The sequence below is a fragment of the Janthinobacterium silvisoli genome (assembly GCF_014200725.1).
GTDB lineage: Bacteria > Pseudomonadota > Gammaproteobacteria > Burkholderiales > Burkholderiaceae_D > Janthinobacterium.
This window is the reverse complement of the sequence record NZ_JACHCL010000005.1, coordinates 118,045-143,596: the sequence shown is the minus strand read 5'-3', so window position 1 is coordinate 143,596 and position 25,552 is coordinate 118,045. Positions and strand designations below refer to the sequence as shown.

The window sequence follows — 25,552 nt, the reverse complement described above, 5'->3', positions numbered from 1 at the left end:
GGCAGCCTGCAAAGGCTGCCCCTTTTTATATGTGGGTATCTATGACATCACTCTTCCGGCTTTTCCAGCGATACCTTCTTGCTCTCATCCACCGGCAAACCAAAAATCTGCCGGTAGGCCGCATAAAACGAGCAGTGCATGACGACTGTCAAAATCATCGACAGTGGCATCATCAGTTGCACGCCCATCCCGCGGCCGGCGATCAGGAACAGCAGCTGGCTGGTGACCATGCTGATGGCGAACCAGCTGGCGCCAAACACGAGGAAGGCAGACAGCGAGCGCCAGACGGCGAAAAAGCTGAAGAACAGCGATTTTCCCAGGCTGACTTTTTTCCAGTAGATCAGCGGCGCAGCAAAGCAAAATGCCATGGCGGCTGGCACATACAGTGCGATGGTCAGCAGCAGGGAGGCGCCCATATTCGAGTTGCGGATGACATCCTCGGCCGTTTCCTTGTTCAACTGGCCCGTTAGCAACTGCCACAAGGCGCCGCCATCGACCAGCGATGAAGCGCCGATGGCAACGATGGCCATGATGATATACAGTACGCCCAGCGCGAACAGCACCGGGAAGACAGGCTTGCGGAAGCCAGACAACAGCAGGCTGGGCAAGACGCGCTTGCCCTGGTCGATATGCAGGCAACCTTGCACGAAGGCTACCGAGAAGACGGGCACGAGTATCACGGGCAGCAATTGGCCCAGCAGGGGAATGATGCTGACGGCCAGCATGCAAAACATATAGCCGAGAAACAGCATCGACATGCCGCCGGGTTGCTTGCGAAACAGGGCGAAACCCTGTTTCACCCATGACCAGCCTGTACTTGCAGGTAATTTTTCCATTTTTTAAAACAATTCAGGGGCAGGTGTGGCGATACGTTCGCGCAGAATGCGTTCGAAATGTGCCGGATCGTGCGGGGTCAGCATTTCCGCTTCGCGCGGCTGATAATAATCATACAAACGCGACAGCCAGAAACGCAGCGCGGCGGCGCGCAGCATCGGTTGCCATGCCGCGTGTTCTTCGGTCGTGAACGGCCGTATGGCCTGGTAGGCGTCGAGCAGGGCGCGCACTCGTGCCTGGTCGAGCACGCCCGTATCCAGGTCGATGCACCAGTCGTTGACGGTGACGGCCACGTCGAACAGCCAAGTGTCGCAACCGGCAAAATAAAAGTCGAAAAAGCCCGTCAGCTGTTCACCGTCAAACATGACATTGTTGCGGAACAGGTCGGCGTGCACGGGGCCGCGTGGGATGGCTTTGTAGGTGTCGCAAGCAGCAAAGGCATCCTGGAAGTGTATTTCCGAACGTAGCAAGTGCGCCTTGTCGGTATCCAGATGAGGCAGCACCAGCGGCGTGGTGGCGTTCCACCAGTCCAGGCCCCGCAAGTTGGGTTGCTGCAGCGGGAAATCTTGCGCCGCCAGATGCATCTTCGCCAGCATGGCGCCCACGGCCGTGCAATGCACGGGTTGCGGGTCCATCTGCGAGCTGCCATCGAGTTTGCTGACGATGGCGGCCGGTTTGCCTTGCAGGGCTGTCACCAGTTGACCATCGGCATTCGGGATCGGATTAGGCACCAGCACGCCACGTTCTGCCAGGTGGCGCATCAGCTGCAGATAAAACGGCAGTTGTTCAAAGCTCAGGTTCTCGAAGATCGTCAGCACATATTCGCCGCGCTCGGTACTCAAGAAGAAGTTACTGTTTTCGATGCCGGAGGCAATCCCTTTGAGCGCCAGAGGCTTGCCGAGTGGAAACTGTATCGTCCACTGGCCGATATCGTCCAGGTGTAGCGCGGTAAAAACTGCCATGGGAAAGAGGAGGTGTCGTCCAAAAAGTCAAAAAAAGCCTGCTACCCCGCAAATGGGCGGGGCAGGGCAACAGAAGGTGCTGGTTTATTTTGTCGGTTGCGGCGGTTCTGGCGTGGTATCGGCCGCATCGTCGTCGCGCTGTTTCTGCTTTTTCTTGCCCAGGTCAAATTCCAGTACTTTCCATTGCGGACCGCGCAGCTGGCTATTGGTCGGGTCGCCAGGTGTGCCCGGTTTCATGTAATAGGTGCTGCCGCCGGTGCTGACTTTGACTTCGCTGACCACGCCAGCTTCGCGTTTTTCCGTAATTTGTTGACGGGGAGCTACTGGCGCGACGGTAATGGGCGCGTCGCCGACTTCCTCGATCTGTTCCAGCTTCGGTGGTGCATCGCTGGGTTTGGCTGGCGTCTGGGCGCCCGCAATGGCTGAAACTGCCAACAGGGGCAGGGCCAGAATTTGCCAGAATGTGGAGGTACGCATCATGATGGGTTCGCTTCCGTGTGTGGACTGCAGCAGTGCAGTGTTATTCAGTTTATTAAATGCGATGCGATAAATTTGTCTACAGGGCATTGTAACAAACTGGTACGCAATGCTGTTTTAAAACGCTGAAATGGCCGTCAGTTGCCCGCCAGGGTAGGTTTACAACGATAGTATCGCTAAAAACCGGGTGCAGGATGGCCATAAGTGCAGCCCTAAACTCTGCGATAATTGTGTGATATTCCACCCGCCTGCGGCTTTGCGCCATTTTTCTTCCAGCAGGTGCGGCTCACCTTATTTTATTGGCATTATGCAAAATACCCTGCTGTTGGTCGACGGTTCCAGTTATCTTTATCGCGCTTTTCACGCGCTGCCTGACTTGCGCAGCCCGGACGGCTACCCTACAGGCGCCATGCACGGCATGGTCAATATGCTGCGCCGTCTGCGCGCCGACTACCCGGCTGCCTATATCGCTTGCGTGTTCGATGCCAAGGGCAAGACTTTCCGCGATGATATGTATCCGGAATACAAGGCCACGCGGGCATCGATGCCGGACGACTTGCGCCTGCAGATCGAACCGATCCATGAAGCCGTGCGCGCCATGGGCTGGCCCATTTTGATGGTCGAAGGCGTGGAAGCGGACGATGTGATCGGCACCCTGGCCGTGCAGGCAGCGAGCGCCGGCATGGACGTGGTGGTGTCCACCGGCGACAAGGATCTGGCGCAGCTGGTCAATAGCCAGGTGACCCTGATCAATACCATGAGCAATGAAAAGCTTGACGAAGCGGCCGTGCTGGTCAAGTTCGGCGTGCCTCCGAACCGCATCATCGATTATCTGTCGCTGATCGGCGATACGGTCGACAACGTGCCTGGCGTGTCGAAATGCGGTCCGAAGACGGCCGTGAAGTGGCTGACGCAATACGATAGCCTGGAAGGCATCATGGAAAACGCCGCCAAGATCACGGGCGCCGTCGGTGAAAACCTGCGTACTGCCCTGCCATGGCTGCCACAGGCGCGCGCCTTGATCACCGTCAAGACCGATTGCGACCTGGCCGGCCATATGACGACGATTGCCGATTCGCTGCAAGCCAGGGGTGAAGACAAGGAAGCCTTGCTGGCCTTCTTCCAGCGTTATGGTTTCAAGGCCTTGCTGCGCGAGCTGGGCGCCACGCCGCCGCCGATGTCGCCGGTGGGCGCGCCAGCCGCCGCTTCGAACGTAACGGGCGATATGTTTGCCGACGCTGCGCCAGCCCCGGCCGCCGAGTATGAAACGGTGCTGACTGATGAACAGCTCGATAAATGGATAGCCCTGATCGCTGCGGCGCCGCTGACGGCCGTCGATACGGAAACGACGTCGCTGGAACCGATGACGGCGCAAATGGTCGGTATCTCGCTGTCCGTGGCCGAACACGCGGCCTGCTATATTCCGTTGGCCCACGATTATGCGGGTGCGCCGGAACAGCTGTCGCGTGAACACGTGCTGGACAAGCTGCGCCCGTGGCTGGAAGACGGAAGCAAGCCCAAGCTGGGCCAGAACCTGAAATACGACAGCCATATCTTCGCCAATCACGGCGTCACTTTGCGCGGTGTCAAGCACGATACCTTGCTCGAATCGTATGTGTTCGAGTCGCACAAGAAACACGACATGGATAGCCTGGCCCTGCGCCACCTGAACTACACCACGATTCCGTTTGAAGACGTATGCGGCAAAGGCGCCAAGCAAATCACGTTCAACCAGGTGGAAGTGGAGCAGGCGGCCAAATACGCGGCCGAGGATGCCGATATCACCTTGCGCCTGCACAACAATATGTGGGGCAACGTGGCTGGTGATGAAAAACTCACCTTTATCTATGAAAAGATCGAGTTGCCGACGGCAATCGTCTTGCAAAAGATCGAGCGCAACGGCGTGCTGATCGACGACGCCTTGCTTAATATCCAGTCGGCCGAACTGGCCGTGAAAATTCTGGAGCTGGAAAAGACAGCCTATGAACTGGCCGAGCAGCCCTTCAACCTGGGTTCGCCCAAGCAGATCGGTGAAATTTTCTTTGAGAAGCTGAAATTGCCGGTGGTGAAGAAAACCCCGACCGGCGCGCCATCGACCGATGAAGAAGTGCTGCAAAAGCTGGCCGAAGATTACCCGCTGCCAAAAGTGCTGCTGGAATACCGCGGCATGGCCAAGCTGAAATCGACTTACACGGATAAATTGCCGAAGATGATCAACGTCACCACGGGCCGCGTGCATACCAACTATGCGCAAGCCGTGGCCGTGACGGGGCGCCTGGCGTCGAACGATCCTAACTTGCAGAATATCCCGATTCGCAGTGCGGAAGGGCGCCGTATCCGCGAAGCATTCATCGCGCCACCGGGCAGCAGCATCGTTTCGGCCGACTATTCGCAAATTGAATTGCGCATCATGGCGCATATTTCGGGTGATGAAGCGATGCTGCGCGCGTTTGCCGACGGCATCGATATTCACCGCGCCACCGCTGCTGAAATCTTTGGCGTACCGGCAGACGAAGTGCAAAGCGAGCAGCGCCGCTACGCCAAGGTGATTAACTTTGGCCTGATCTACGGCATGAGCGCGTTTGGCCTGGCAGGCAACTTGGGCGTGGACCGCACGGCAGCGCAAAGCTATATCGACCGTTACTTTGCCCGTTTTTCCGGCGTGAAACAGTATATGGAAGACACGCGCCAGCAAGCCAAGGCGCGCGGCTACGTGGAAACCGTGTTTGGCCGCCGTTTGTGGTTGCCTGAAATTAACTCGCCGAACGGCCCGCGCCGCCAGGGGGCGGAACGGGCGGCAATTAACGCGCCGATGCAAGGCACGGCCGCCGACCTGATCAAGCTGGCCATGATCGCCGTGCAAGGCTGGCTGGAGCAGGATGGCTTGCAAACCAGGATGATCATGCAGGTGCACGATGAACTGGTGCTGGAAGTGCCGGCCGCGGAACTGGAGCTGGTCAAGCGCAAGCTGCCGGAATTGATGGCGGGCGTGGCGCAGCTGAAAGTGCCGCTGACCGCCGAGGTAGGCGTAGGACGCAACTGGGATGAAGCCCATTAAAAGTCATCACGAGTAATGCTTTACAGGTCGGCTTAGCGCAGCGTAAGCCGACATTTTTTTATGAACGTCATATTTCAGGAGAAACGCATGCATGACATGATCAAGGATTGTGAGAGTTTGCTGGGTCAGAGCAGCTTGTCCGGGCCCGATGGCCGCCGTGGTTTCCTGAAAGTAGCACTGGGCACGGGCTTTGCCGTGGCCGTGTTGCCGGTGGCGGCGCAAAACGTCATCAAGACCGATACCGTGGGTCTGGTGACTGGCACCATGACGGTAATGGTCGATGGCCAGGCCGTGCCCGTGTATGCAGCCCAGCCGGAAGGCAAGACGGGCCTGCCCGTGGTGCTGGTGATTTCCGAGATTTTCGGCGTGCACGAGCATATCGCCGACATGGCGCGCCGTTTCGCCAAGCAGGGTTATCTGGCGCTGGCGCCCGACCTGTTCGTGCGCCAGGGCGATCCGACCAAGGTCAGCAGCATTCCGGAATTAATGAAAGGCATCATCGCCAAGACGCCCGATGCGCAAGTCTTGTCCGACCTGGACGCTGTTGTTGCCTGGGCTAAACAGAATGGCGGCGATACCAGCCGTTTGGGCATCACCGGTTTTTGCTGGGGCGGCAGGGTCACCTGGCTGTATTCGGCGCACAACCCGGCCGTCAAGGCGGGCGTGGCCTGGTATGGCCGCCTGGTAGGCGAACCTAGCCCCTTGATGCCGACCAATCCCATCGATATTGCTCCGACATTGAAAGTGCCGGTACTGGGCTTGTATGGCGGCAAGGATACGGGCATCAGCCAGGAATCGATTGCCAAGATGAAGGAAGCGCTGGCCAAGGGCGGCAACCAGTCCGAGTTCGTGGTCTATCCCGATGCGGGCCATGCCTTCAACGCCGATTATCGCCCCAGCTACATCGCGGCCGATGCAAAAGACGGTTATGCGCGCTGCCTGGCGTGGTTCAAACAACACGGTGTCGCCTGATCTGGCAAGCCCCACAACGTTTCTTTTCCGTTATTTAATATGACAAGCGAACCGGGCTGAAAATGCCCGGTGGTGCCTCAAGCGCGCCTCAATGCAGTACAATTGCATCTTCCCTGCGCTACGCTGCCGCCAAGCGCGCAAAATAATTGGCAATACCGTCATCATCAGGCCAGACGCCAGCACAGCGGGCGCCCGTGACCCGGCGCCCATTTTGAGGTAAGAAATCATCGATCCCGTCCTTTTATCCATATTGCTCGCGACCACCATCGCGGGCCTGTTCAGCATTACCGCGGCGGCGATCTTTTCGTTTGCATTCTTGTCCAAGGTAGTCGAGCGCATGGTCAGCCTGTCCGTGGGCATCATGCTGTCGACCTCCTTGCTGCACGCCTTGCCGGAAGCGTTCGAGTCGCATGCGGACCCGCGCAGCCTGTTTGCCACCTTGCTGATCGGCTTGCTGGCCTTCTTCTTGCTGGAAAAATTCGCCATCCTGCGCCATTCCCACCACCATGAAGGCGATGGCCACCACCATGCCCACGGGCACGACAAGCATGAGGCGGGCAAGGCTGGCTGGATGATACTGGTCGGCGATGGCATGCATAACTTTACGGACGGTATCCTGATCGCTGCCGCCTTCCTGGCCGACCCGAAACTGGGCCTGGTGACGGGCCTGGCCATCATCGCGCATGAAATCCCGCAAGAAATCGGCGACTTTATCGTGCTCTTGAACGCCGGTTTCTCGCGCCTGCGCGCCTATGTATTCAACTTGCTGTGCAGCCTGATGGCAGTCGCCGGCGGCTTGCTTGGCTACTTCACCCTGGACCGCGCCAGCAACCTGATCCCCTACGTACTGGTGTTTGCTTCATCCGGTTTCATTTATATTGCCTTGAGCGATCTGATGCCGCAGATGCAGCGCCGCGCCACCGTGCGCGAAACCATCCCGCAAGTGATCCTGATCGCCGTGGGCGTGTGCATCGTGCTGTTCTTGACGCGGCACCGGCACGGTATTTGATGTATCGCATGGTGAATGCTATATTGATTCTTTCAACAACTTGTTAAAGAAAGGAGGAATCATGGAAGACTGGAAGTATGCCGTTTGGGGCGTACGTGCCTTTGGTATAGTTGCCCGCTCTTGCCCTCGTTCTATCGCGCTGCGATAACTTGGTCAGAGCAAAGTAAATCTCCCTTCAGAGTCTTTCCTCGGCTCATGGTTGTCGTTAGCGCTCCTGTTAACGCGGATGCTTGCATCCCGATCAAAGACAAGAGCCATGACTACCCTTATCTCTACCCTAGCTTTACACCTGGAATCCCACGACGGTTTCCTGTTCACTGAACTCGCCTTTACCTTGCGCCAGGGCGACCGCATCGGTCTGATCGGCCACAATGGTTGCGGCAAATCCACCTTGTTAGGCCTGCTCAGCGGCAAACGGGAGGCTACCTCCGGCAGCATCCACACTGCGCGCGCCTGCCGCTTGCAGCATGTGGAGCAACATCTGCCGGCCGGGCTCGCCAGCCTGAGCCTGTACGACGCCTTGCTGGCGCCCGTGCTCGATCGTCCCGAATGGCATTGGCGGGTCGACAGCCTGTTGGCCGAACTGGGCTTCGATGCCGCTACGGCGCAAGTGCCGGTGCACTCGCTGTCCGGCGGCCAGCACACGCGCTTGCTGCTGGGGCGCGCCCTGCTGCAAGAGCCGAACGTGTTGCTGCTCGATGAACCGAGCAATCACCTGGACTTGCCATCTTTGCTGTGGCTGGAGCGATTCCTGGCGCAGTGGCGCGGTGCCCTCATCCTTGTTTCGCACGACCAGCGTCTGTTAGATAACGTCACCACGCGCAGCTGGATCTTGCGCGACGGGCGCATCTACGATTTCGAGCTGCCTTGCGGCCCTGCACTGACCGCATTGGCCGAGGCCGATGTGGCTGCCGCCGCCCGCCATGCGGCGGAACAAAAGGAAATCGACCGCCTGGCCGTCAGCAGCAAGCGCCTGGCCGTATGGGGACAGGTCTACGACAATGAAAACCTGGCGCGCAAGGCCAAGACCATGCAGCGGCGCATCGCCAAGCTGAAGGATGAGCAAGCTTTTGTCAGCGATGGCGCGCCGTGGCGCTTGAGCTTGCGCGGCAAGGCGCTGGCCGCCAAGCAGTTGCTGGTGCTGGACGCGCTTGCCGTGCGCGCCGTGCCGCAGTCGCCCGTGCTGTTCCATGTCGGCCAGCTGTGGCTGAAACCGGGCGACCGGGTCGCCTTGCTGGGCGCCAACGGCAGTGGCAAGTCATCCTTGCTGCGCTTGTGCTGGCAAGCGATGCAAGCCGGGGAGGAAGATCAACGCCTGGATCTGCGTTTTCATCGGGCCGCCAACGTCGGTTACTACGACCAGTCCTTGCAGCAACTGGCCGACGAGGCCGATTTATCGGATGCCCTGTATCCGTTTGCCGTGCAGAATGAAGTCAGCCGCAGCCAGCTGGCGCGCCGGCAAGCCTTGATCTCGGCTGGTTTTGGCTATGCCCGGCATGGGCAAAAGGTGGCGACCTTGAGCGGGGGCGAACGGGCGCGGCTGCTGTTCCTCGGCCTGTCGCTGGCCAGTTATCATTTACTGCTGCTCGATGAACCCAGCAATCACCTCGATATGCAAGGCAAGGCCGAACTGGGATGGGCGCTGCAAGGTTTTGAAGGCGGCTGCCTGCTGGTCTCGCATGACCGCGACTTGATCGAAACAGCGTGCAACCGCTTTTGGGTGGTGGCCGATGGCAAGCTGGAAGAGTGGCCCGATGCACCCAGCGCGTATGCAAGGCTGAGCACGGCAGACGGCGTATCACCCGCCCCTCAGCCAAGCAAGCAGGCGCCGGTGCTGGTGCCTGTGCAAAGCGAGGTAGACCTGCAACTGGAACGCTTGTGCGAACTGGAACAATTGCTGGCTGAGGACCTGGCCCGCAAGCCCCGGCATCAGAAGCTGGCCAGCCAGCGGGTGTGGCGGGAAGAACTGGATCAGCTGAATCGGGCGTTGGGCATCAGCGCCTAAGCGAGTGCTTGTGGATGATGCTGCTCTTTGGCAGCATCATCCAGTATCACTGTCTGTTACTGGCTGCCTGCCGCCGGCTGCTCCGGCCGGTCCATGCGTTCAAGTTCCTGTACCGCGGCGACATATTCCGTATAGATAGTCAGACCGGTAGCCCTGGTTTTCTCGAAATACTCTCTGGCTTTTGCCTTGTTGCCTTTGACCAGATAGTATTTTCCGACGTAAAAGTACGCTTCGCACAAGGCCATCAGCCTTTCCTCGCCCTGCATCTTCTGTACCTGTGCCAACACCGTTTCGGGTGTGGATGCGCCGGTGAACATGCCATACGCTGCACGTGGCCAGGGGCCCGTCAACTCCTGATCCAGCTGCTGTTTCAATGTTGCTGGCACTGGCAAGCCCGCCTGGCCCAATGTCCACAAGTACCACAGTCTGGCATAGGGCAGGCCTGGCTTGTTATCCTGCGATAGTGCCGCCTGTTCAAGATCGCGCAGGGCATCTTCGTATTTTCCCATATGGGAATAGATCTGGCCACGCAGAGTGTAGATGCGATACGGATCGGCGCCCAGCACCAGGGCGCGTTTGACCTGCTCGATAGCAGCCTGGTTTTGCCCACGTTTTTCATAGATGATGGCCAGGTCGAGTGGATGATCAGATTCGGAGGGATCGAGCCGGCTCGCTTGCAGGATATCGGCCAGCGCTTCGTCCATCTGCATCAGATTGCTATGGCTGACAGCGCGTGCAGCATACACGGCCGCCAGATCCTTGCCGGTGAGCTTGTTATCTTTGATCACCTTGGAATAGACGCCGATTTCCGTCTGCTGCTGCTCGCGCAGCCTTTGCGCCAGTACTTGCGCCGGGTCGCTATTGGCAGGCGCCGTAGCCTTTAGCAGTCTGGGCTGTATCGGTACCACGCCACGTATCAGTTCGCCCATCTGCTTCAGATCGCCGAGATAGGTTTTCATGCCCGTTGCCGGCACGGCGTCGGCCACGACTTTCAATACCAGATCCATATGCATGGTATTGCCACGGAATCTTTCATTGAGTTTGAACTTGAAGTAATCGTTGTTGATTTTCTCGCTGCGTGGATCGAACATGGCGCTGACGTTGGCGGGCAAGTTCAGGTCAAACGAATAACGCAGCTCTTGCGGAGCGTCGGGCAATACCATGGGTGTGCTGCGTTGCGCGCCACTGATGACACGGATGGCATCAAAAAAATTGGATGGCGCGAAAGTGACGAGCCTGGTGTCCTGTTGCATTTCGCCCGGCTTGTCGATGGTGTAGCGGTCGATAATGGTCAGCTGGTTTGCCAGCAGGTCGTCACTGAGCTCGGCATTGCCGATGCGGCGTGCCTCGGGATAGCGCTGTGCCAGGTAGCGCGTGCGAAACGTATCGAATTGCGCAGGCAGGCTCTGCGCACCCTGGCGCATCGATTCGGCATATTTGCCACGAACGATCAGCTTGCTTTCAAACGTGGCGGGCTTGTCGAAATCGGGCCAGGACATGGTTTCATGCAATTCGCTGTTCGGCGTAGCGGCATAGGTATCGGTATTGCGGATCGTCACCAAGGAGCGGCTTGCCTTGTCGACCACCAGTACTTCGGCACCCGTGAGGTATTGCCCCATGGTTTCAAGCGTTCCCGCCTGGCCGACCCGTGTCGGATCGACGAAATACTCTTTGCCATTGTGTGCCAGCTTGACGATCACATGATCGAACACACCGGGCGAGGGTGGTTGCGCATCCATATTCTTGTAGCGTTTTGAGGCAACCAGAACGATGTCGGCGCGCACGCCCAGTTGTTTGAGCAGGCTCACCAGCAGCAGCGATTTATCCTTGCAATCGCCATAGCGGCGTTGCAGCGTCAGCCCGGGCGCTGCGGGCCGATGGGTGCTTTCATTGAAAGATACCGAGAAATAGCGTATCTCATTTTGCACGTAGCGAATAGCCTGGAGGATTTTCTCTTCTTCTGTTGGCGCGGCTTGCAAAGCGGTGACACGCTGTGTGAATTGTGTGTCTGGCGTTTCCTTGTTGACAAACAGATCGGCTGCCCACCGCGCGACGTCATTCCACGAGCCATATTCGGAAAATTCCAATGACGTTGATGCATCGTAAGATGGGGGCGTAAAGAGTTCTGCCGCCACTATGGCTGGTCGGCGTTCTTCGAATTGCAGTCGTACCATGTCGCCGACCATACTGCGTAGCGGTTTGCTTGCCTCGCCTTGGGGGATGGGGCCGAGGAAACGGTAGTGCACGGGACGCTTGTCTGGATATTGCAAGACTACCCGCCGCATTTCTGTTGGCACCGGAGGTGTCCAGGCGGCGGATTCGAAGTATTTACCGCCAAATACAGGATTGATGCCGGTGGTGGTGGAAGCGAAATCCAGTATGTCGCCGACACGCAAGTCGTCCAATAGTATGGATGCAGTGACGACACCCTGGTATACGCCTTGTTCCAGGCCTGTCTCCCTTTGCAGGAAGCGTACCTTGGCTGTGTCGCGCACGTCGATGACTTCAGTGCCGCGCAGTATGCGCAAGGTATTCAAGGTCAGGCTCTGATATTCCGGCACGAAGTTCATGATGATCGGCCCCAGGTTGGCCATGCCAGCCGGACTGTTGATCTGGATAACCTGGCGGATATAAAACGCAGGCACTGCCCCTGCCAGAAAGTGGGTTTCCGACAGTCGCCGTATCGCATCTCCGCTCAAGGTGCTCTCGGGAATGTCGGCGGGCGTGACCCACGCTGGCGCAGGACCGGTCGCGTAAGCGCCCTGGCGTACCTGCGTTTCCCGGTAAGCGGGCTCTGCCTGGGGGGATTGTGCATGGGCGCCAGACGACATCAAGAACGATGCTACGGCTGCCGCGATCAACAAGAACCGCATGAAGATATTCCTATATCAATAATTATATTAAATGAATAATTATTGTATAAGAATAATGTGCCATATGGAAACTTTTCAGACTGCCTGCCTGTCAATGATTGTTATACGCTTCCTGTCGCCACTGGTCGTGCCGGATCGGCGCACCATTCGCTCCACGATCCCGGATACAGCGCGGCGCCCGGCAAGCCCGCCAGTTCCAGCGCCAGCAGGTTGTGGCAGGCGGTCACGCCCGAGCCGCATTGCATGATGGCCGATTCTGGCGAGGCGATCAGGGCCTCGAAGTCTTGTTTCAAGGCTTCGGCGCTCTTGAAGCGGCCGTCGGCTTGCAGGTTATCCTTGAAGAAACGGCTTTTTGCGCCGGGGATATGGCCGCCGATCGGGTCGATGGTTTCATTTTCCCCTCGGAACCGGTCGGGTGCGCGGGCGTCGAGCACGGTCGCCGCCTGGGTTTCCAGGTTTGCCACCACCTGCTTTACGGTGACGCTGCGGGTCAGGCTGGCTTTTTCGGTGATATTGCCGCTTGCGCGCGCTGGTGCGACAGGCGTGACCAGGGGCAAGTTTTCTGCTTGCCAGGCAGCCAGGCCGCCGTCGAGTACGGCGACTGCCGGGTGGCCGATCCAGCGCAGCAGCCACCACAAACGGGCCGCGAACATGCCGCCCTGGGCGTCGTAAGCGATCACTTGCGTGTCATCGTTGATGCCCCAGGCGCGCAGGGTAGCGAGCAGGGTGGCGCGGTCGGGCAGGGGGTGGCGCCCCGTGAATTGCGGCCCGAAGGCCGCCTTCTGGCCGGACAGGGCCGTGTCGATGTCGGCAAACTGGGCGTTCTGGATGTGGCCGGCGGCAAAGGCATCGCTGCCGGCGTTGTGGTTCAGCAAGTCATGGCGGCAATCGAGAATGACCCACTGGCTGTCATTCAAGTGCTGGGCCAGCTCGCTGGCGCTGATCAAGGTCGTGTACATAACAACAAACTCCTTCAGACTTCACTGGCGATGGGATCGGTGCGCGTGGCCGAGGTGGCGGGCGCGTTCCGGCTACGGCTATTGTAGTAGGTTGCGGCGCTGCCAGAGCACAGGATGATGGCGATGCCCAGCCAGCCATGCCAGTCGAACAGGTCGCCAAAGATCACTACGCCCCAGAAACTGGAAAAGATGATGCCCGTGTATTGCAGGTTGGCCACGACCAGGGTCTTGCCCAGGCGATAGGCGCGCGTCATGGCCATTTGCGCCATGGTGGCGCACAGGCCGATGGCGGCCAATAAACCGATGCCAAAGCCGCTGGTATGCGCATGCCAGACGACGGGGCCGGTACCCGCGCTGGCCACATGGCCGATCACGCCAGCAAAGAAATTGACCACGGAGAAATAAAACACTACCCGGTATTCAGGCTCGCCCAGCAAGCCGAGTTTACGTACCTGCAGATAGGCGAGGGCCGACAGCATGCCCGAGACCAGCGCCGTGATGGCGCCGCCTAATTGATCTGTCTCAAACACGGGACGCAGCAGCAGGGTGACGCCGACAAAGCTCATGGCAATTGCCGCTACCAGCGGCCATTCCGCCACTTTGCCACCTTTCCACCAGCCACCGACCAGCAAGATCACGGCGATCCAGATGGGCGCCATATAGTTCAGGGTCATGGCGGTGGCCAGCGGCAAGATGGAAATCGCATAAAACCATAACCACAGGGCGATTACACCGACCACGCCGCGCCACAGATGCTGGCCCGGCATGCTGGTCTTGAAGCTGCCGCCCTGGTACAAGATGGTGGACGCCATGATGGTCATGCCGATGATGCCGCGATACATGACGATCTCGGAGGTGGAATACATATCCGAGGCCAGTTTCACGCACACGCCCATGATGGCGAACATAAAACTGGCAAATAACATCCATAAAGACTGCATGAGGGAATCCTGGCGACGTCAATGAAAAGGGCCGCACACGGCGGCCCTTGGAGAATTACAGTTCGATATTGCTGCGGTACCACTCGTGGAAATGCTGCATGCCATCCTCCATCGGCGACTGGTAAGGGCCCACTTCGCTCACGCCGCGCGCCATCAGCACCTTGCGGCCGGCATCCATGCGCAGGGCGATTTCATCGTCTTCGACGCAGGTTTCCATATACGCTGCCCGTTCCGCTTCGACCAGTTCGCGCTCGAACAGGGCGATTTCCTCGGGGTAATAGAACTCCACCACATTGCGCGTCTTTTGCGGACCGATCGGCCACAGGGTCGACACGACCAGCACGTGCGGATACCACTCGACCATGATGTTGGGATACAGGGTCAGCCAGATGGCGCCATACGGTGGCGGTTCGCCGCCACGGAATTTCAGCACCTGCTCCTGCCATTTCTTATAGGCGGGTGAGCCGGCCTGCTGCAAGCCTCGGTGCACGCCTACCGTTTGCACGCTGTAATCCTTGCCGAATTCCCAGCGCAGGTCGTCGCAGCTGACAAAGCTGCCCAGGCCCGGGTGGAACGGTTCGACGTGGTAGTCTTCAAGGTAGACTTCGATGAAGGTTTTCCAGTTGTAATCGCATTCGTGGATTTCCACGTGGTCGAACAGATACCCGGAAAAATCGAGGTCTTTCGACACGGAAAGCTGTTTCAGCTTGTCCATGACGTTGTAGCCATTCTGTTCGAACAGCAAGCCGTTCCAGCTTTGCAGCGGTGTTTTCGACAGGTTCAGGCACGGCGTTTCAGGGAAATGCGGCGCACCGATCAATTCACCCTTGAGGTCATACGTCCAGCGGTGCAGCGGGCACACGATATTGTTGGCATTGCCACGGCCATTGAACATCAGCGCCTGCCGGTGGCGGCAGACGTTGGACAACACTTCGATACCATTGGCGTTGCGCACAAGCATGCGCCCTTCGTTCTCAGACGCCAGGGTCGCAAAATCACCGGTTTCGGGCACCATCAGTTCATGCCCGACATAGCGCGGGCCGGCCTGGAATAATTGCTGCATTTCACGCTGCAACAGCGTTTCGTCAAAATAGACGTGGACCGGAAGTTGCGCGTTTGAACGCGCTAGCTTGGCGTGAGTAGCCAGATCGGACATCCCAACCCCCCATAAATGTACAACGGTCAGCAGATTGCCAAGTCATCCCCCGGCAAGCGCTACAGAGAGAAAGAAACCGCAAAGACCTGAATTCGAATTTGTTGAAACAGTATTTCGGACAGAACCGGAGATTATAGCGCGGATTGGCGTCAAGATTGCCAAAACCGATAGCTTGTCCATGTTTTTCCTGCAGAAAATACGCACCTTTTGTACTGCAAGCTGCCAATTTCCTGTAAGTGGGGGCGCTTACGCTAAAATCCATGCACAAGATGAAACTATCTCTTCTTTTTAGCGTGACACGGGAGCGTGGTTCACGCTGCATTCACGCTTTAGTTTTCACTTAAGACTGTGGTTTGTTCTAAAATAACGCTTCCATGCTGGCCGGGCATCCACGCCGTCTACTGATCAGTCCCTGCTTGCCACAAAGAGAACAGAGTTTATGTCGAAGAAATTAACTGCCGCTGCCGCCCCGCCGGCCTCGTTTGAAGAGGCTATGGCTGAATTGGCGCAGCTGGTAACGCAAATGGAAGCGGGTCAGCTGCCGCTGGAAGCGTCGGTCGCGGCCTATCAGCGCGGCTCGGAACTGGTCAAGTATTGCGCAGCCCAGCTCGACGGTGTCGAAGCCCAGGTCAAAGTCCTGGAAGCCGATTTGTTGAAACCGTTTACGGATAATGGCGAGGCTGCACAATGACGGCCAGCCCGGATAACTTTGGTTTGACCTTTGGCGACTGGATGCAAGCGACCCAGTCGCAGGTAGAGGGCCAGTTAGATCAATTTTTACCATCGGCGGACAGCGTGCCGCACAAGCTGCACGCTGCCATGCGCTATGCGCTATTGGGCGGTGGCAAGCGCGTGCGTCCCTTGCTGGTGCGCGCCGCTGGCGAACTGTTTGACGCCGATGTGGACACTCTGGCGCGCGCTGCTTGCGCATTGGAAATGATCCACGTGTATTCGCTGGTGCATGACGATATGCCTTGCATGGATGACGATGCATTGCGCCGTGGCAAACCCACCGTGCACATCGCTTACGATGAAGCAACGGCCCTGCTGGTAGGCGATGCGCTGCAATCGCAGGCTTTCATGCTGCTGGCCGAAGGCGCGGCGATTCCACCGGCGCGGCAAATGGCGATGGTACGGCTGCTGGCACAAGCCTCGGGTTCCGCCGGCATGTGCGGTGGCCAGGCGATCGACCTCGATAGCGTGGGCCTGGCCTTGAGCTTGCAGCAGCTGGAACAGATGCATCAGTTGAAAACCGGCGCCTTGCTGCGCGCAGCCGTGGTGCTCGGTGCGCTGGCCGGCAAGGATGTCACGCAAGATGAACTGGCGGCGCTGGACGCGTATGCGCGCGCCGTGGGCCTGGCTTTCCAGGTGGTCGACGACGTGCTCGATGCCACTGCCGATTCCGCCACCCTGGGCAAGACGGCAGGCAAGGATGCGGCGGCCAACAAGCCGACCTATGTATCGATACTGGGGCTGGAGCCATCGAAAGCCCTGGCAGAACAATTGCGGTGCGACGCCCATGCGGCGCTGGCGCCATTTGGGGACAAGGCACGCCGCCTGCGCGAGATGGCAGACCTGGTCGTGCAGCGGAAGGCATAAATGAAACTGTTAGAAACCATCAATGAACCGGCGCAAGTGCGTAAGCTTGCGCGTTCGCAACTGACGCCGCTGGCGCAGGAATTGCGCAGTTTCCTGCTCGATTCCGTGTCCAAGACGGGCGGCCATCTGTCGTCCAACCTCGGAACGGTCGAGCTGACTGTCGCCCTGCATTACGTATTCAATACGCCGCACGACCGCATCGTGTGGGATGTGGGCCACCAGACCTATTCGCACAAGATTTTGACGGGCCGCCGCGACCGCATGCATACCCTGCGCCAGCGCGACGGCATTTCGGGTTTCCCGAAACGCGATGAAAGCGAGTACGACACCTTCGGCACGGCGCATTCCTCGACGTCGATCTCGGCGGCCCTGGGCATGGCGCAAGCAGCCAAGATCAAGGGCGATCCGCTGCACGCGATTGCCGTGATCGGCGATGGTTCGATGACGGCCGGCATGGCGTTCGAAGCGATGAACAATGCGGGCGTGCAGGAAGACATCAACCTGCTGGTGATCCTGAACGATAACGATATGTCGATTTCGCCGCCCGTGGGCGCGCTGAACCGCCATCTGGCACGGCTGATGTCGGGCCAGTTCTATGCGGCCGCGAAAAACGTCGGCAAGTCCGTGCTGCCCGGCCCTGTGCTGGAACTGGCGAAACGCTTTGAAGAACACGCCAAGGGCATGGTGGTGCCTGCCACCATGTTCGAAGAGTTCGGTTTTAACTATATTGGCCCTATCGATGGCCACGACCTCGATTCGCTGATCCCGACCCTGCAAAACATCAAGCAGCTGAAAGGTCCGCAATTCCTGCACGTGGTCACTAAAAAAGGCCAAGGCTACAAGCTGGCCGAGGCGGAACCGATCCTGTACCACGGCACCGGCAAGTTCAATCCGGCCGAGGGTATCAAACCGGCCACGGCGCCGGCCAAGATGACCTACACCGAAGTGTTCGGCAACTGGCTGTGCGACATGGCGGCGCACGATAAACGCCTGGTCGGCATCACGCCGGCCATGCGCGAGGGTTCGGGCATGGTCAAGTTCGAGCAGCAATACCCGGCCCGCTACTTTGACGTCGGTATCGCCGAGCAGCACGCGGTGACCTTCGGGGCAGGCCTCGCTTGCGAAGGCTTGAAGCCGGTGGTCGCCATTTACTCGACCTTTTTGCAGCGCGCCTACGATCAGCTGATCCACGACGTGGCGCTGCAAAACCTGGACGTGACGTTTGCGCTGGACCGGGCCGGCCTGGTGGGCGCGGACGGCGCCACGCACGCCGGTAACTACGACATGGCCTTCCTGCGCTGCATTCCAAACATGGTCATCATGGCTGCGTCAGACGAAAACGAATGCCGCCAGATGCTGACCACGGGCTACCACTATCCGGGCCCGGCAGCGATCCGCTACCCGCGCGGCGCCGGTGCTGGCGCAGCCATCGTGCCTGAGTTGACGAGTATAGAAATCGGCAAGGGCGAGCTCAAGCGCCAAGGCAAGCGCATCGCCATCCTGGCCTTCGGCTCGATGGTGGCGCCTGGTGTGGCAGCGGGCGAGCAACTCGACGCCACGGTAGCCAACATGCGTTTCGTCAAGCCGCTCGATGTAGCGCTGGTGAAACAACTGGCCGCCGAGCATGATTACCTGGTGACGGTGGAAGAGGGCTGCATCATGGGCGGCGCCGGTTCGGCCGTGGCCGAAGCGCTGGCGGCGGAAGGCATCGTCAAGCCTGTCCTGATGCTGGGCTTGCCCGACCAGTTCATCGACCATGGCGACCCTGTGCAATTGCTGAAAAGCGTGGGCCTCGATGGCGCGGGTATCGCGGCATCGATTACCCAGCGCTTTGGCGACACGGCGCCACGGCTGGCGGTGGTCAGCTGATCAAACGGAAGCGGCACTGCGGTGTCGCTTTTTTTTCGCATCGGCTCCACGTTTACGCTGCACTGCAACATTTTGTGTCGCGGCAATGATACGATCCTGTTTTCATCCTAAACGAAGCTGACCTTGCGACTCAGGAAACTCCATCGCCGCGCGCGCACCTCGACTAGCCGGCTTGTGACGGCGCTGCATGTATTGAGCGACAAACTGGCACAGCGCCGTCCCCTGTGGATGGTGACCCTGGCCATCGACGAAACCAATCTGTCCGAAGGCTTGCGCGCCGCGTGCGCCGCCAGCGCCGTGTTGCTGCTGGGGCTGCTACTGAACCACCCCGATTTTGCCTGGGCCGCCATCGGCGCCTTCTGGACTTGCCTGGCCGACGCGGCCGGCACGCGGCGCATGCGTTTCGTGTCGATGCTGGGATTCGGCTTGCTATCGACCGTGGTGGGCGGACTGGCTGCGCTGGCGGCCGGCCATGGCCTGCTGATGGCGGCCATCGCCGTACTGCTGTTTTCCTGGGCTGGCGCGCTGGCCCGCATCTGGGGCGCGGCCACGGCGCAAGTGTCTATCCTGGCGGCCACCGCCTGCGTGGTGATGGTCACCCACCCGCTGCATTCCTTGACGCAAAGCGCGCCATTCCTGGGCCTGTATCTGTTTGGATGCGTGTTTGCTACCGTACTCAGTTTTACCGTCTGGCGCATCCATCCGTTTGTGCCGGCCCGGCGCGCCGTGGCCGCTGCCTATTCACGGCTGGCCGGTATCGCGCGCGACAATGCGCGCTATCTGGAACGGGACACTGAACAGGACGGCACTGGCGCGCATGGCGCCAGCTACCGTTCGCAGGCGCGCGCCGCGCTGGAAGCGGCGCGGGTGGCGCTGGCCGCCGTGCCGCCAGCGCGCGCGGGCCGTGGCGACTTGTACGACAACCTGCTGCTGGCGCTCAGCGACGCCGAACGCATCTTCGCCTACCTGATCGCCGTCACGCATTCCTGCGAGCGCGAACGCCCACGCCTGCGCCATGATCCGCGTGCGCGGCGCAGCCTGGAAGCGATGGCGGTGCTGCTGCGGCGACTGGGCTTGTCGGTACAACGCCAGCCCGATGTGGCGCCGCTGGACTTGCAGCGCCGCCTGACCGCGTGCGGGCGGCGCCTCGAAGCGGCGCTGGGCGCCTTGTTGCCCCTGCGCCTGAACGTGGAATTCATGGACCTGGGCATGGCGCGCGCCACCGAGCTGCCATGGCGCGAGCAAGCCTTGCTGTCGCTGGGACAAGCGTGGCAAACGCTGAAGGTTAACGCCACACCCCGTTCCCTGAGCTGGCGCCATGCGGCGCGCGTGTCGCTGGCGACCACGGCCGGTTTCATGCTGGTCGAAATGCTGCATATCCCGTTTGGCTATTGGGCCACCATGGCGACCTTGCTGATATTGCAGCCCTCCGTGTCGACCACCTGGCCGCGCGGCATCGAGCGGGTGGCGGGCAGTGTGCTGGGCGCCTTGCTGGCCGTGTTGATCGGCCTGGTGATCCATACGCCGCTGGCCATTTCGCTGGTGGTGTTCCCCTTGATCGTGGCCACCATGGCCTTGCGCCGCGTCAACTATGGCTTGCATGTGCTGTTCATGACGCCGGCCTTCGTGCTGGTGGCCGACTATGCGGCGCCTGCCAATGAGATGGTGTATGCGCTGAGCCGCCTGGGCAACAACGTGCTCGGCTGCGTGCTGGCCCTGCTGGCGACGTTTTTCCTGTGGCCAGACCGCGAGGCAGACGACCTGGACCAGCGCCTGACCGAGGCTGTGTCGGCGAATCTGCAATACCTGCTGGGCGTGATGGCGGCCGGCGGCAAATGGGACAAATCGATTGCGCATTTGCGCCGCGAAGCGGGGCTGGCCAGCAACAATGCAGAGCAAGTGGTGCAGCGCCTGCGCATCGAGCGCCGCCTGGGCCGCAGCGCGGGCATGGGCCTGGCCGCCATGTCCACCTTGCCCTTGCTGCGCCGCGTGGCAGGCAGCACGGCGCGTATCAGTCTGAGTCCGCAGGCCGAGCCAGCCCCGCCAGAATTGCAGCGCTGGATCAGCGTAGTCAGTAGCGAAATCGACGCGCTGCTGCGCGGCGATGCCGATGCGCTGGCGCCTGACCTATGCAATACGGAAAGTTTGACGGCCTTGCAAGCTGATGCCGTGGCACATGTGCAATTGCTGCGAGGATTGCTGCGTGAACATCTGCACGCGAAAAAGATGGCGCCTCATGCTGCGGCAAGTTACGGTGCCGAATAGGCTCGTCTTTCAGCAGGGTAATACGTGGTGAGTAAACAGGCTGCTTTTGCAGCCTGTTTTCATTGCAAGACGCGCATTATTGTATAGACATACTCTCCTTTAAATCTCTCAAAACATCACATTTTTCTCTTGTTGAAAAAATATTTTCATGAACGTTCTATCTGAAAAAGAAATATTGACTCTAAAATAAGTGAGGACTATATTTGTTTTTGTAGTATGAAAATAAGATGAAATCATGATTGATTTCTGTTCATGGCTAAAACACGGCGAGGAATGAATGAAGAAGATTGCAGCTTTTATTTTTACCCTGGGATTGAGTGCTTCGTATGCCATGGCAGCGACTAACAACTGCTATGTCTGCGAGGAAGAACTGACAGAATGCAAGATGATTTATGGTGACAGCTCTCCCTTCTGCAGTCATAACTACCAGGCTTGTTTGAAAACCTGCGGCTAAATCAAGATGCCTGTCTTCTAGGCAGGCGGGAATGATGTGCTAATAATTAGCATTATTCCCTATTTTCTTTTAAATAAATCTGGTATGGGCCATTGCATATGGCTGTTGCATATTGTTTTTCAGGAACAAGCATGATGCAGAAAAAATTAAAAACCACAGCGCTGTATATCGTAATACTTGCTGCCGGCCTGGGCAGCGGTTATGGCTTGTCCCTGTTGCCTGGCTTGTTCAAGTCGAATTACGTGGAAGGCAATTACGCCGCCTATTTCCCGAATCCGCAAAGCAAAGTGGTTTTATATGGCACCGATTGGTGCGGCTATTGCGCCAAGACGCGCGCTTACTTCAAAGAAAACAAGATTGAATTCGTCGATCTCGATATCGAAAAATCGCCGGAAGCGAAGAAAGCCCACGAAGCATTGGGCGGAGGCGGCGTACCGCTGGTCCTGATCGGCAACCGCAAGATCCAGGGCTATAACGCCGATGCGTTGCAGGCTGCCCTCAAGAAAATCGCCGGCTGATTCCAGCTGCCCTATTGATCTTTAGTCGCAGCATGGAAAAAGGCGGCGTGTTGCGATTTTTTCTTCGCCACTACTACAAAGGGATATCATGTTTAAAAAGTTGGGTTTCTTTCTATTTGCCATGGGTGTCAGTGCCTCGTATGCCATCGCTGGTGGCGGTGAGGCTGCATGTTATTCGCAGTGCGATGATGATCTGATACAGTGCACGATTGACCGTCCAAAGTCGACCGGTGCCTGCACCAAGATTCACCAGATCTGCTACAAGAGTTGCGATCCGTATTTGCCGTAAATCAAGATTGTGCGGGCCTGCCAGTACGCTGGACAGGCCAGCTTCCCCGATTATCCCCGTGTGCGCTCATGGCGCCACAACACATCGCCACCGCCGCCAAAACGGTTCAGCACGCGCGACAGCACAAACAGCAAATCCGATAAACGGTTCACATATTGGCGCGGATGCTCGTGGATGGTTTCGGCATTGGCCAGCGCCACGATGCTGCGCTCGGCGCGGCGGCAGATGGTGCGGCACACGTGGGCCAGCGAGGCGGCGCGCGTACCGGCCGGCAAGATGAACTCCGTCAAGGCGGGCAGGTCCGCATTGTAGTGGGCCAGCATGGCGTCCAGGCGCAACACATGTTCTTCCTTGATCAACTGGTAGCCTGGGATGCACAGTTCCCCGCCCAGGTCGAACAGGTCGTGCTGGATGGCGACCAGTTCGCCGTGCAGGGTGTCGGGCATGGCTTCGCACAGCAGCAATCCCAGGTGGGAATTGAGTTCATCCACGTCGCCGATGGCGTGGATGCGCAAGCTGTCCTTGCTGGTGCGGCTGCCGTCGCCCAGGCCAGTGCTGCCATTGTCGCCCGTGCGCGTGGCGATTTTCGAGAGTCGCTTGCCCATCTTGTGCCTTGTGTTGTGAAGAATGAGGGCAGCATACGGCATCTGCGCAAAAAAATGCGATGACTATAGCTTTTGTGCTTACAATCGTTGCAAGATCATCTTGCCGGACTATCTTATGCATAATGCCGTACCAGCTCCGCAACTGAACGCATTGAGTACAGCTGCGCGCCAGCAAGCCGTGGTCGCCGCCTTGCTGTCCGTGCTGCCCGCCCGCTGCGTGTTGTCTGACGCCGAAGACACGCGCCCGTATGAATGCGATGGCCTGGCCGCCTACCGCCAGTTACCGATGGTGGTCACCTTGCCAGACACGGAAGAACAGGTGATCGCCATCCTGGGCGTGTGCCGCGAACTTGGCGTGCCGATTGTGCCGCGCGGCGCCGGCACGGGCCTGTCCGGCGGCGCCTTGCCGATCGTCGATGGCGTGGTGCTATCGACGGCGCGCCTGAACCGCATCGTGCGTGTCGATGCCTATGCGCGCATCGCCGTGGTGCAGCCGGGCGTGCGCAACCTGGCCATTTCCGAGGCGGCCGCGCAATACGCGCTGTATTACGCGCCCGATCCCTCGTCGCAGATCGCCTGCAGCATCGGCGGCAACGTGGCGGAAAATTCGGGCGGTGTACATTGTTTGAAGTATGGCCTGACGGTGCACAATGTGCTGCGCGTACGGGTAGCCACCATCGCTGGCGACATCATTGAACTGGGTGGCGAAGCGCTGGACGCACCGGGCCTCGACCTGCTGGCCGTCTTGATCGGCTCCGAAGGCATGCTGGGCATCGTCACCGAAGTGACGGTCAGGCTGATACCGAAACCGGCCACGGCGAGGGTCATCATGGCGTCTTTCGGCGACGTGGTCACGGGCGGCAATGCGGTGGCCAGCGTGATCGCTGCCGGCATCATCCCGGCCGGCCTGGAAATGATGGACCAGACTTCCTCGCGCATGGTCGAACCGTTTGTCAAAGCGGGTTACGACACCGATGCAGCTGCCATCCTGCTGTGCGAAGCCGATGGCACGCACGCCGAAGTGGAAGAGGAAATCGCCCGCATGACGGCAGTGCTGGAAGGGGCGGGCGCCAGCGCGATTACCGTCTCGACGTCGGAAGCGGAGCGCATGCGTTTCTGGTCGGGCCGCAAGAACGCGTTTCCGGCCGCTGGGCGCATCTCGCCCGACTACTACTGCATGGATGGCACCATCCCGCGCAAGAGACTGGCCGAAGTCTTGACGGGCATCGCGCAGATGGAGCAGATGCATGGCTTGCGCTGCGCGAACGTATTTCACGCGGGCGATGGCAATCTGCATCCACTGATTTTGTTCGATGCAAACCAGCCTGGTGAATTCGAACGGGCCGAAGCGTTCGGCGCCGATATCCTAGCCCTGTGCGTGGCCGTCGGCGGCACCATCACGGGCGAACATGGCGTGGGCATGGAAAAGATCAACTCCATGTGTCTGCAATTTACGCGGACCGAACTGGACGCGTTTTTTGCCGTCAAGCGGGCCTTCGATCCGCATGGCTTGCTCAATCCCGACAAGGCGATACCGACCCTGAACCGCTGCGCCGAATTCGGCAAGATGCATGTCACGGCGGGGCGCCTGCCGTTTGCCGGCTTGCCGCGTTTTTAACTGTGTTGGAGACTTCTTTGCAAGCGATAGTGGAACAATTCAGGCAAACCATCGTGGCCGCCAGCGCCGCCGGTACAGCGTTGCGCCTGCGCGGCGGCGGCAGCAAGGACTGGTATGGCCAGCAGCTGGAAGGCGAGCTGCTCGATACGCGCGCGTATGCCGGCATCATCGATTACGAGCCGACGGAACTGGTGATCACGGCCCGCTGCGGCACGCCATTGGCAGAGATCGAAGCGGCGCTGGCCGCGCGCAATCAGATGCTGGCCTTCGAGCCGCCGCATTTCGGTCCTGGCGCCACCATCGGCGGCGTGGTGGCCAGCGGCTTGTCCGGTCCGCGCCGCTCCTCGGCCGGCGCGCTGCGCGATTTCGTGCTGGGCGCCGTGCTGATGGATGGCCGGGGCGAACGCCTCGCTTTCGGTGGCCAGGTGATGAAAAACGTGGCCGGCTACGATGTCTCGCGCCTGCTGGCCGGCTCGCTGGGCACCCTGGGCCTGATCCTTGAAGTGTCATTGAAAGTGCTGCCCTTGCCGCTGCGCGAGGCCACCGTGCGCCTGGAATGCGCCGAGATCGCGGCGTTGCGCCTGCTCAATGAATGGGCCGGCAAGCCCTTGCCGATTGCCGCCAGCTGCTGGCATGACGATGTCCTGAGCGTGCGCCTGTCGGGCGCCGACGCGGCCGTGGCCGAAGCGCTGCACACCCTGGGCGGCGAGGTGGTGGAGTCATCCGAGGCGCTGCTGTTTTGGGCTGCCTTGCGCGAACAGACACATGCCTTCTTTTCCGGTGCGGGCAGCTTGTGGCGTTTGTCCTTGCCGCCGCAGGCCAGCGCCGTGATCCTGAAAGGGCGGCAATTGATCGAATGGGGCGGGGCGCAGCGCTGGCTGAAACTCGATGGCGATGCCGATGTGGCAGGCGCGCAGCGTATCCGCCAGACGGTGGCGGCCGCCGGTGGCCACGCCACGCTGTTCCGTGGCGGCGACAAGTCAGTGGGCGTGTTCCACCCTTTGGCGCCAGCCGTGGCCCAGATACACCAGCGCTTGCGGCTGTCTTTTGACCCCGCTTCCATCTTCAACCGACACAGAATGTACTGAG

At 59.4% G+C, this 25,552-nt stretch carries 19 protein-coding genes; 11 read left to right on the top strand and 8 right to left on the bottom strand.

All coding sequences use genetic code 11. The annotated features are described in order from the left end of the window. Nucleotides 1–47: 47 nt before the first annotated feature. From HDE75_RS21055 to HDE75_RS21045, 3 genes are all read right to left on the bottom strand, one after another. Entirely contained in the window at nucleotides 48–836 is a 789-nt protein-coding gene (locus tag HDE75_RS21055) for a BPSS1780 family membrane protein (protein ID WP_183680144.1), read from the bottom strand. A gap of 3 nt (nucleotides 837–839) precedes the next feature. Then, nucleotides 840–1,796 (bottom strand): homoserine kinase, encoded by a 957-nt coding sequence (locus tag HDE75_RS21050; protein ID WP_183680142.1) that lies wholly within the window; start codon nucleotides 1,794–1,796, stop codon nucleotides 840–842. An 84-nt stretch (nucleotides 1,797–1,880) separates the two neighbouring features. Further along, complete coding sequence (locus tag HDE75_RS21045) at nucleotides 1,881–2,276, bottom strand: hypothetical protein (protein WP_183680140.1); 396 nt, start codon at nucleotides 2,274–2,276, stop codon at nucleotides 1,881–1,883. 304 nt (nucleotides 2,277–2,580) lie between these two features. Between HDE75_RS21045 and polA the strand changes: the two genes are divergently transcribed. The 4 genes from polA (at nucleotide 2,581) to HDE75_RS21025 (ending at nucleotide 9,317) form a co-directional block, all read left to right on the top strand. Further along, nucleotides 2,581–5,331 carry a DNA polymerase I gene (gene polA, locus HDE75_RS21040; RefSeq protein ID WP_183680138.1) on the top strand — a complete coding sequence of 917 codons (2,751 nt, stop codon included), beginning with the start codon at nucleotides 2,581–2,583 and terminating at the stop codon, nucleotides 5,329–5,331. Nucleotides 5,332–5,418: 87 nt separating this feature from the next. Beyond that, nucleotides 5,419–6,303: a dienelactone hydrolase family protein gene (locus HDE75_RS21035; RefSeq protein WP_183680136.1), complete on the top strand. Its 885-nt coding sequence runs from the start codon at nucleotides 5,419–5,421 to the stop codon at nucleotides 6,301–6,303. Nucleotides 6,304–6,553: 250 nt separating this feature from the next. Beyond that, nucleotides 6,554–7,312 carry a ZIP family metal transporter gene (locus HDE75_RS21030; RefSeq protein WP_183680134.1) on the top strand — a complete coding sequence of 253 codons (759 nt, stop codon included), beginning with the start codon at nucleotides 6,554–6,556 and terminating at the stop codon, nucleotides 7,310–7,312. Nucleotides 7,313–7,568: 256 nt separating this feature from the next. After that, nucleotides 7,569–9,317 (top strand): ABC-F family ATP-binding cassette domain-containing protein, encoded by a 1,749-nt coding sequence (locus HDE75_RS21025; RefSeq protein ID WP_183680132.1) that lies wholly within the window; start codon nucleotides 7,569–7,571, stop codon nucleotides 9,315–9,317. A 56-nt stretch (nucleotides 9,318–9,373) separates the two neighbouring features. Here the strand turns inward: HDE75_RS21025 and HDE75_RS21020 are convergent, their stop codons facing one another. The 4 genes from HDE75_RS21020 to HDE75_RS21005 all read right to left on the bottom strand — a co-directional run bounded on the left by HDE75_RS21020 (nucleotide 9,374) and on the right by HDE75_RS21005 (nucleotide 15,246). After that, the gene (locus HDE75_RS21020; RefSeq protein ID WP_183680130.1) at nucleotides 9,374–12,190 is read right to left on the bottom strand and encodes a DUF3857 domain-containing protein; all 2,817 of its coding nucleotides are present in this window, start codon (nucleotides 12,188–12,190) and stop codon (nucleotides 9,374–9,376) included. A 101-nt stretch (nucleotides 12,191–12,291) separates the two neighbouring features. Further along, nucleotides 12,292–13,149 carry a sulfurtransferase gene (locus HDE75_RS21015; protein WP_183680127.1) on the bottom strand — a complete coding sequence of 286 codons (858 nt, stop codon included), beginning with the start codon at nucleotides 13,147–13,149 and terminating at the stop codon, nucleotides 12,292–12,294. Nucleotides 13,150–13,163: 14 nt separating this feature from the next. Continuing rightward, nucleotides 13,164–14,090, bottom strand: a complete 927-nt coding sequence (locus HDE75_RS21010) for a DMT family transporter (protein WP_183680125.1) — start codon at nucleotides 14,088–14,090, stop codon at nucleotides 13,164–13,166. A 55-nt stretch (nucleotides 14,091–14,145) separates the two neighbouring features. Beyond that, nucleotides 14,146–15,246, bottom strand: coding sequence for an aromatic ring-hydroxylating oxygenase subunit alpha (locus HDE75_RS21005; protein ID WP_183680123.1), 1,101 nt, complete (start codon nucleotides 15,244–15,246; stop codon nucleotides 14,146–14,148). Between the two features lie 439 nt (nucleotides 15,247–15,685). On the opposite strand from HDE75_RS21005, the gene HDE75_RS21000 reads away from it, so the two are divergent. From HDE75_RS21000 to HDE75_RS20980, 5 genes are all read left to right on the top strand, one after another. Further along, nucleotides 15,686–15,937, top strand: a complete 252-nt coding sequence (locus tag HDE75_RS21000) for an exodeoxyribonuclease VII small subunit (RefSeq protein WP_183680121.1) — start codon at nucleotides 15,686–15,688, stop codon at nucleotides 15,935–15,937. After that, nucleotides 15,934–16,845, top strand: coding sequence for a polyprenyl synthetase family protein (locus tag HDE75_RS20995; RefSeq protein WP_183680119.1), 912 nt, complete (start codon nucleotides 15,934–15,936; stop codon nucleotides 16,843–16,845). The genes HDE75_RS21000 and HDE75_RS20995 overlap by 4 nt, the downstream gene beginning before the upstream one ends. Continuing rightward, nucleotides 16,846–18,714, top strand: a complete 1,869-nt coding sequence (dxs, locus tag HDE75_RS20990; protein ID WP_183680117.1) for a 1-deoxy-D-xylulose-5-phosphate synthase — start codon at nucleotides 16,846–16,848, stop codon at nucleotides 18,712–18,714. A gap of 123 nt (nucleotides 18,715–18,837) precedes the next feature. Further along, on the top strand, nucleotides 18,838–20,979 hold the full coding sequence (locus tag HDE75_RS20985; RefSeq protein WP_260174241.1) for an FUSC family protein: 2,142 nt from the start codon (nucleotides 18,838–18,840) through the stop codon (nucleotides 20,977–20,979). Nucleotides 20,980–21,564: 585 nt separating this feature from the next. Continuing rightward, nucleotides 21,565–21,951 (top strand): glutaredoxin family protein, encoded by a 387-nt coding sequence (locus HDE75_RS20980; protein ID WP_260174242.1) that lies wholly within the window; start codon nucleotides 21,565–21,567, stop codon nucleotides 21,949–21,951. A gap of 339 nt (nucleotides 21,952–22,290) precedes the next feature. Here HDE75_RS20980 and HDE75_RS20975 read toward each other — a convergent pair whose 3' ends face one another. Then, entirely contained in the window at nucleotides 22,291–22,845 is a 555-nt protein-coding gene (locus HDE75_RS20975; RefSeq protein WP_183680115.1) for a cob(I)yrinic acid a,c-diamide adenosyltransferase, read from the bottom strand. Between the two features lie 115 nt (nucleotides 22,846–22,960). On the opposite strand from HDE75_RS20975, the gene HDE75_RS20970 reads away from it, so the two are divergent. Continuing rightward, entirely contained in the window at nucleotides 22,961–24,463 is a 1,503-nt protein-coding gene (locus HDE75_RS20970) for an FAD-linked oxidase C-terminal domain-containing protein (RefSeq protein WP_183680113.1), read from the top strand. A 17-nt stretch (nucleotides 24,464–24,480) separates the two neighbouring features. Beyond that, nucleotides 24,481–25,551: a glycolate oxidase subunit GlcE gene (gene glcE / locus HDE75_RS20965; RefSeq protein ID WP_183680111.1), complete on the top strand. Its 1,071-nt coding sequence runs from the start codon at nucleotides 24,481–24,483 to the stop codon at nucleotides 25,549–25,551. Nucleotide 25,552: the final 1 nt, after the last annotated feature.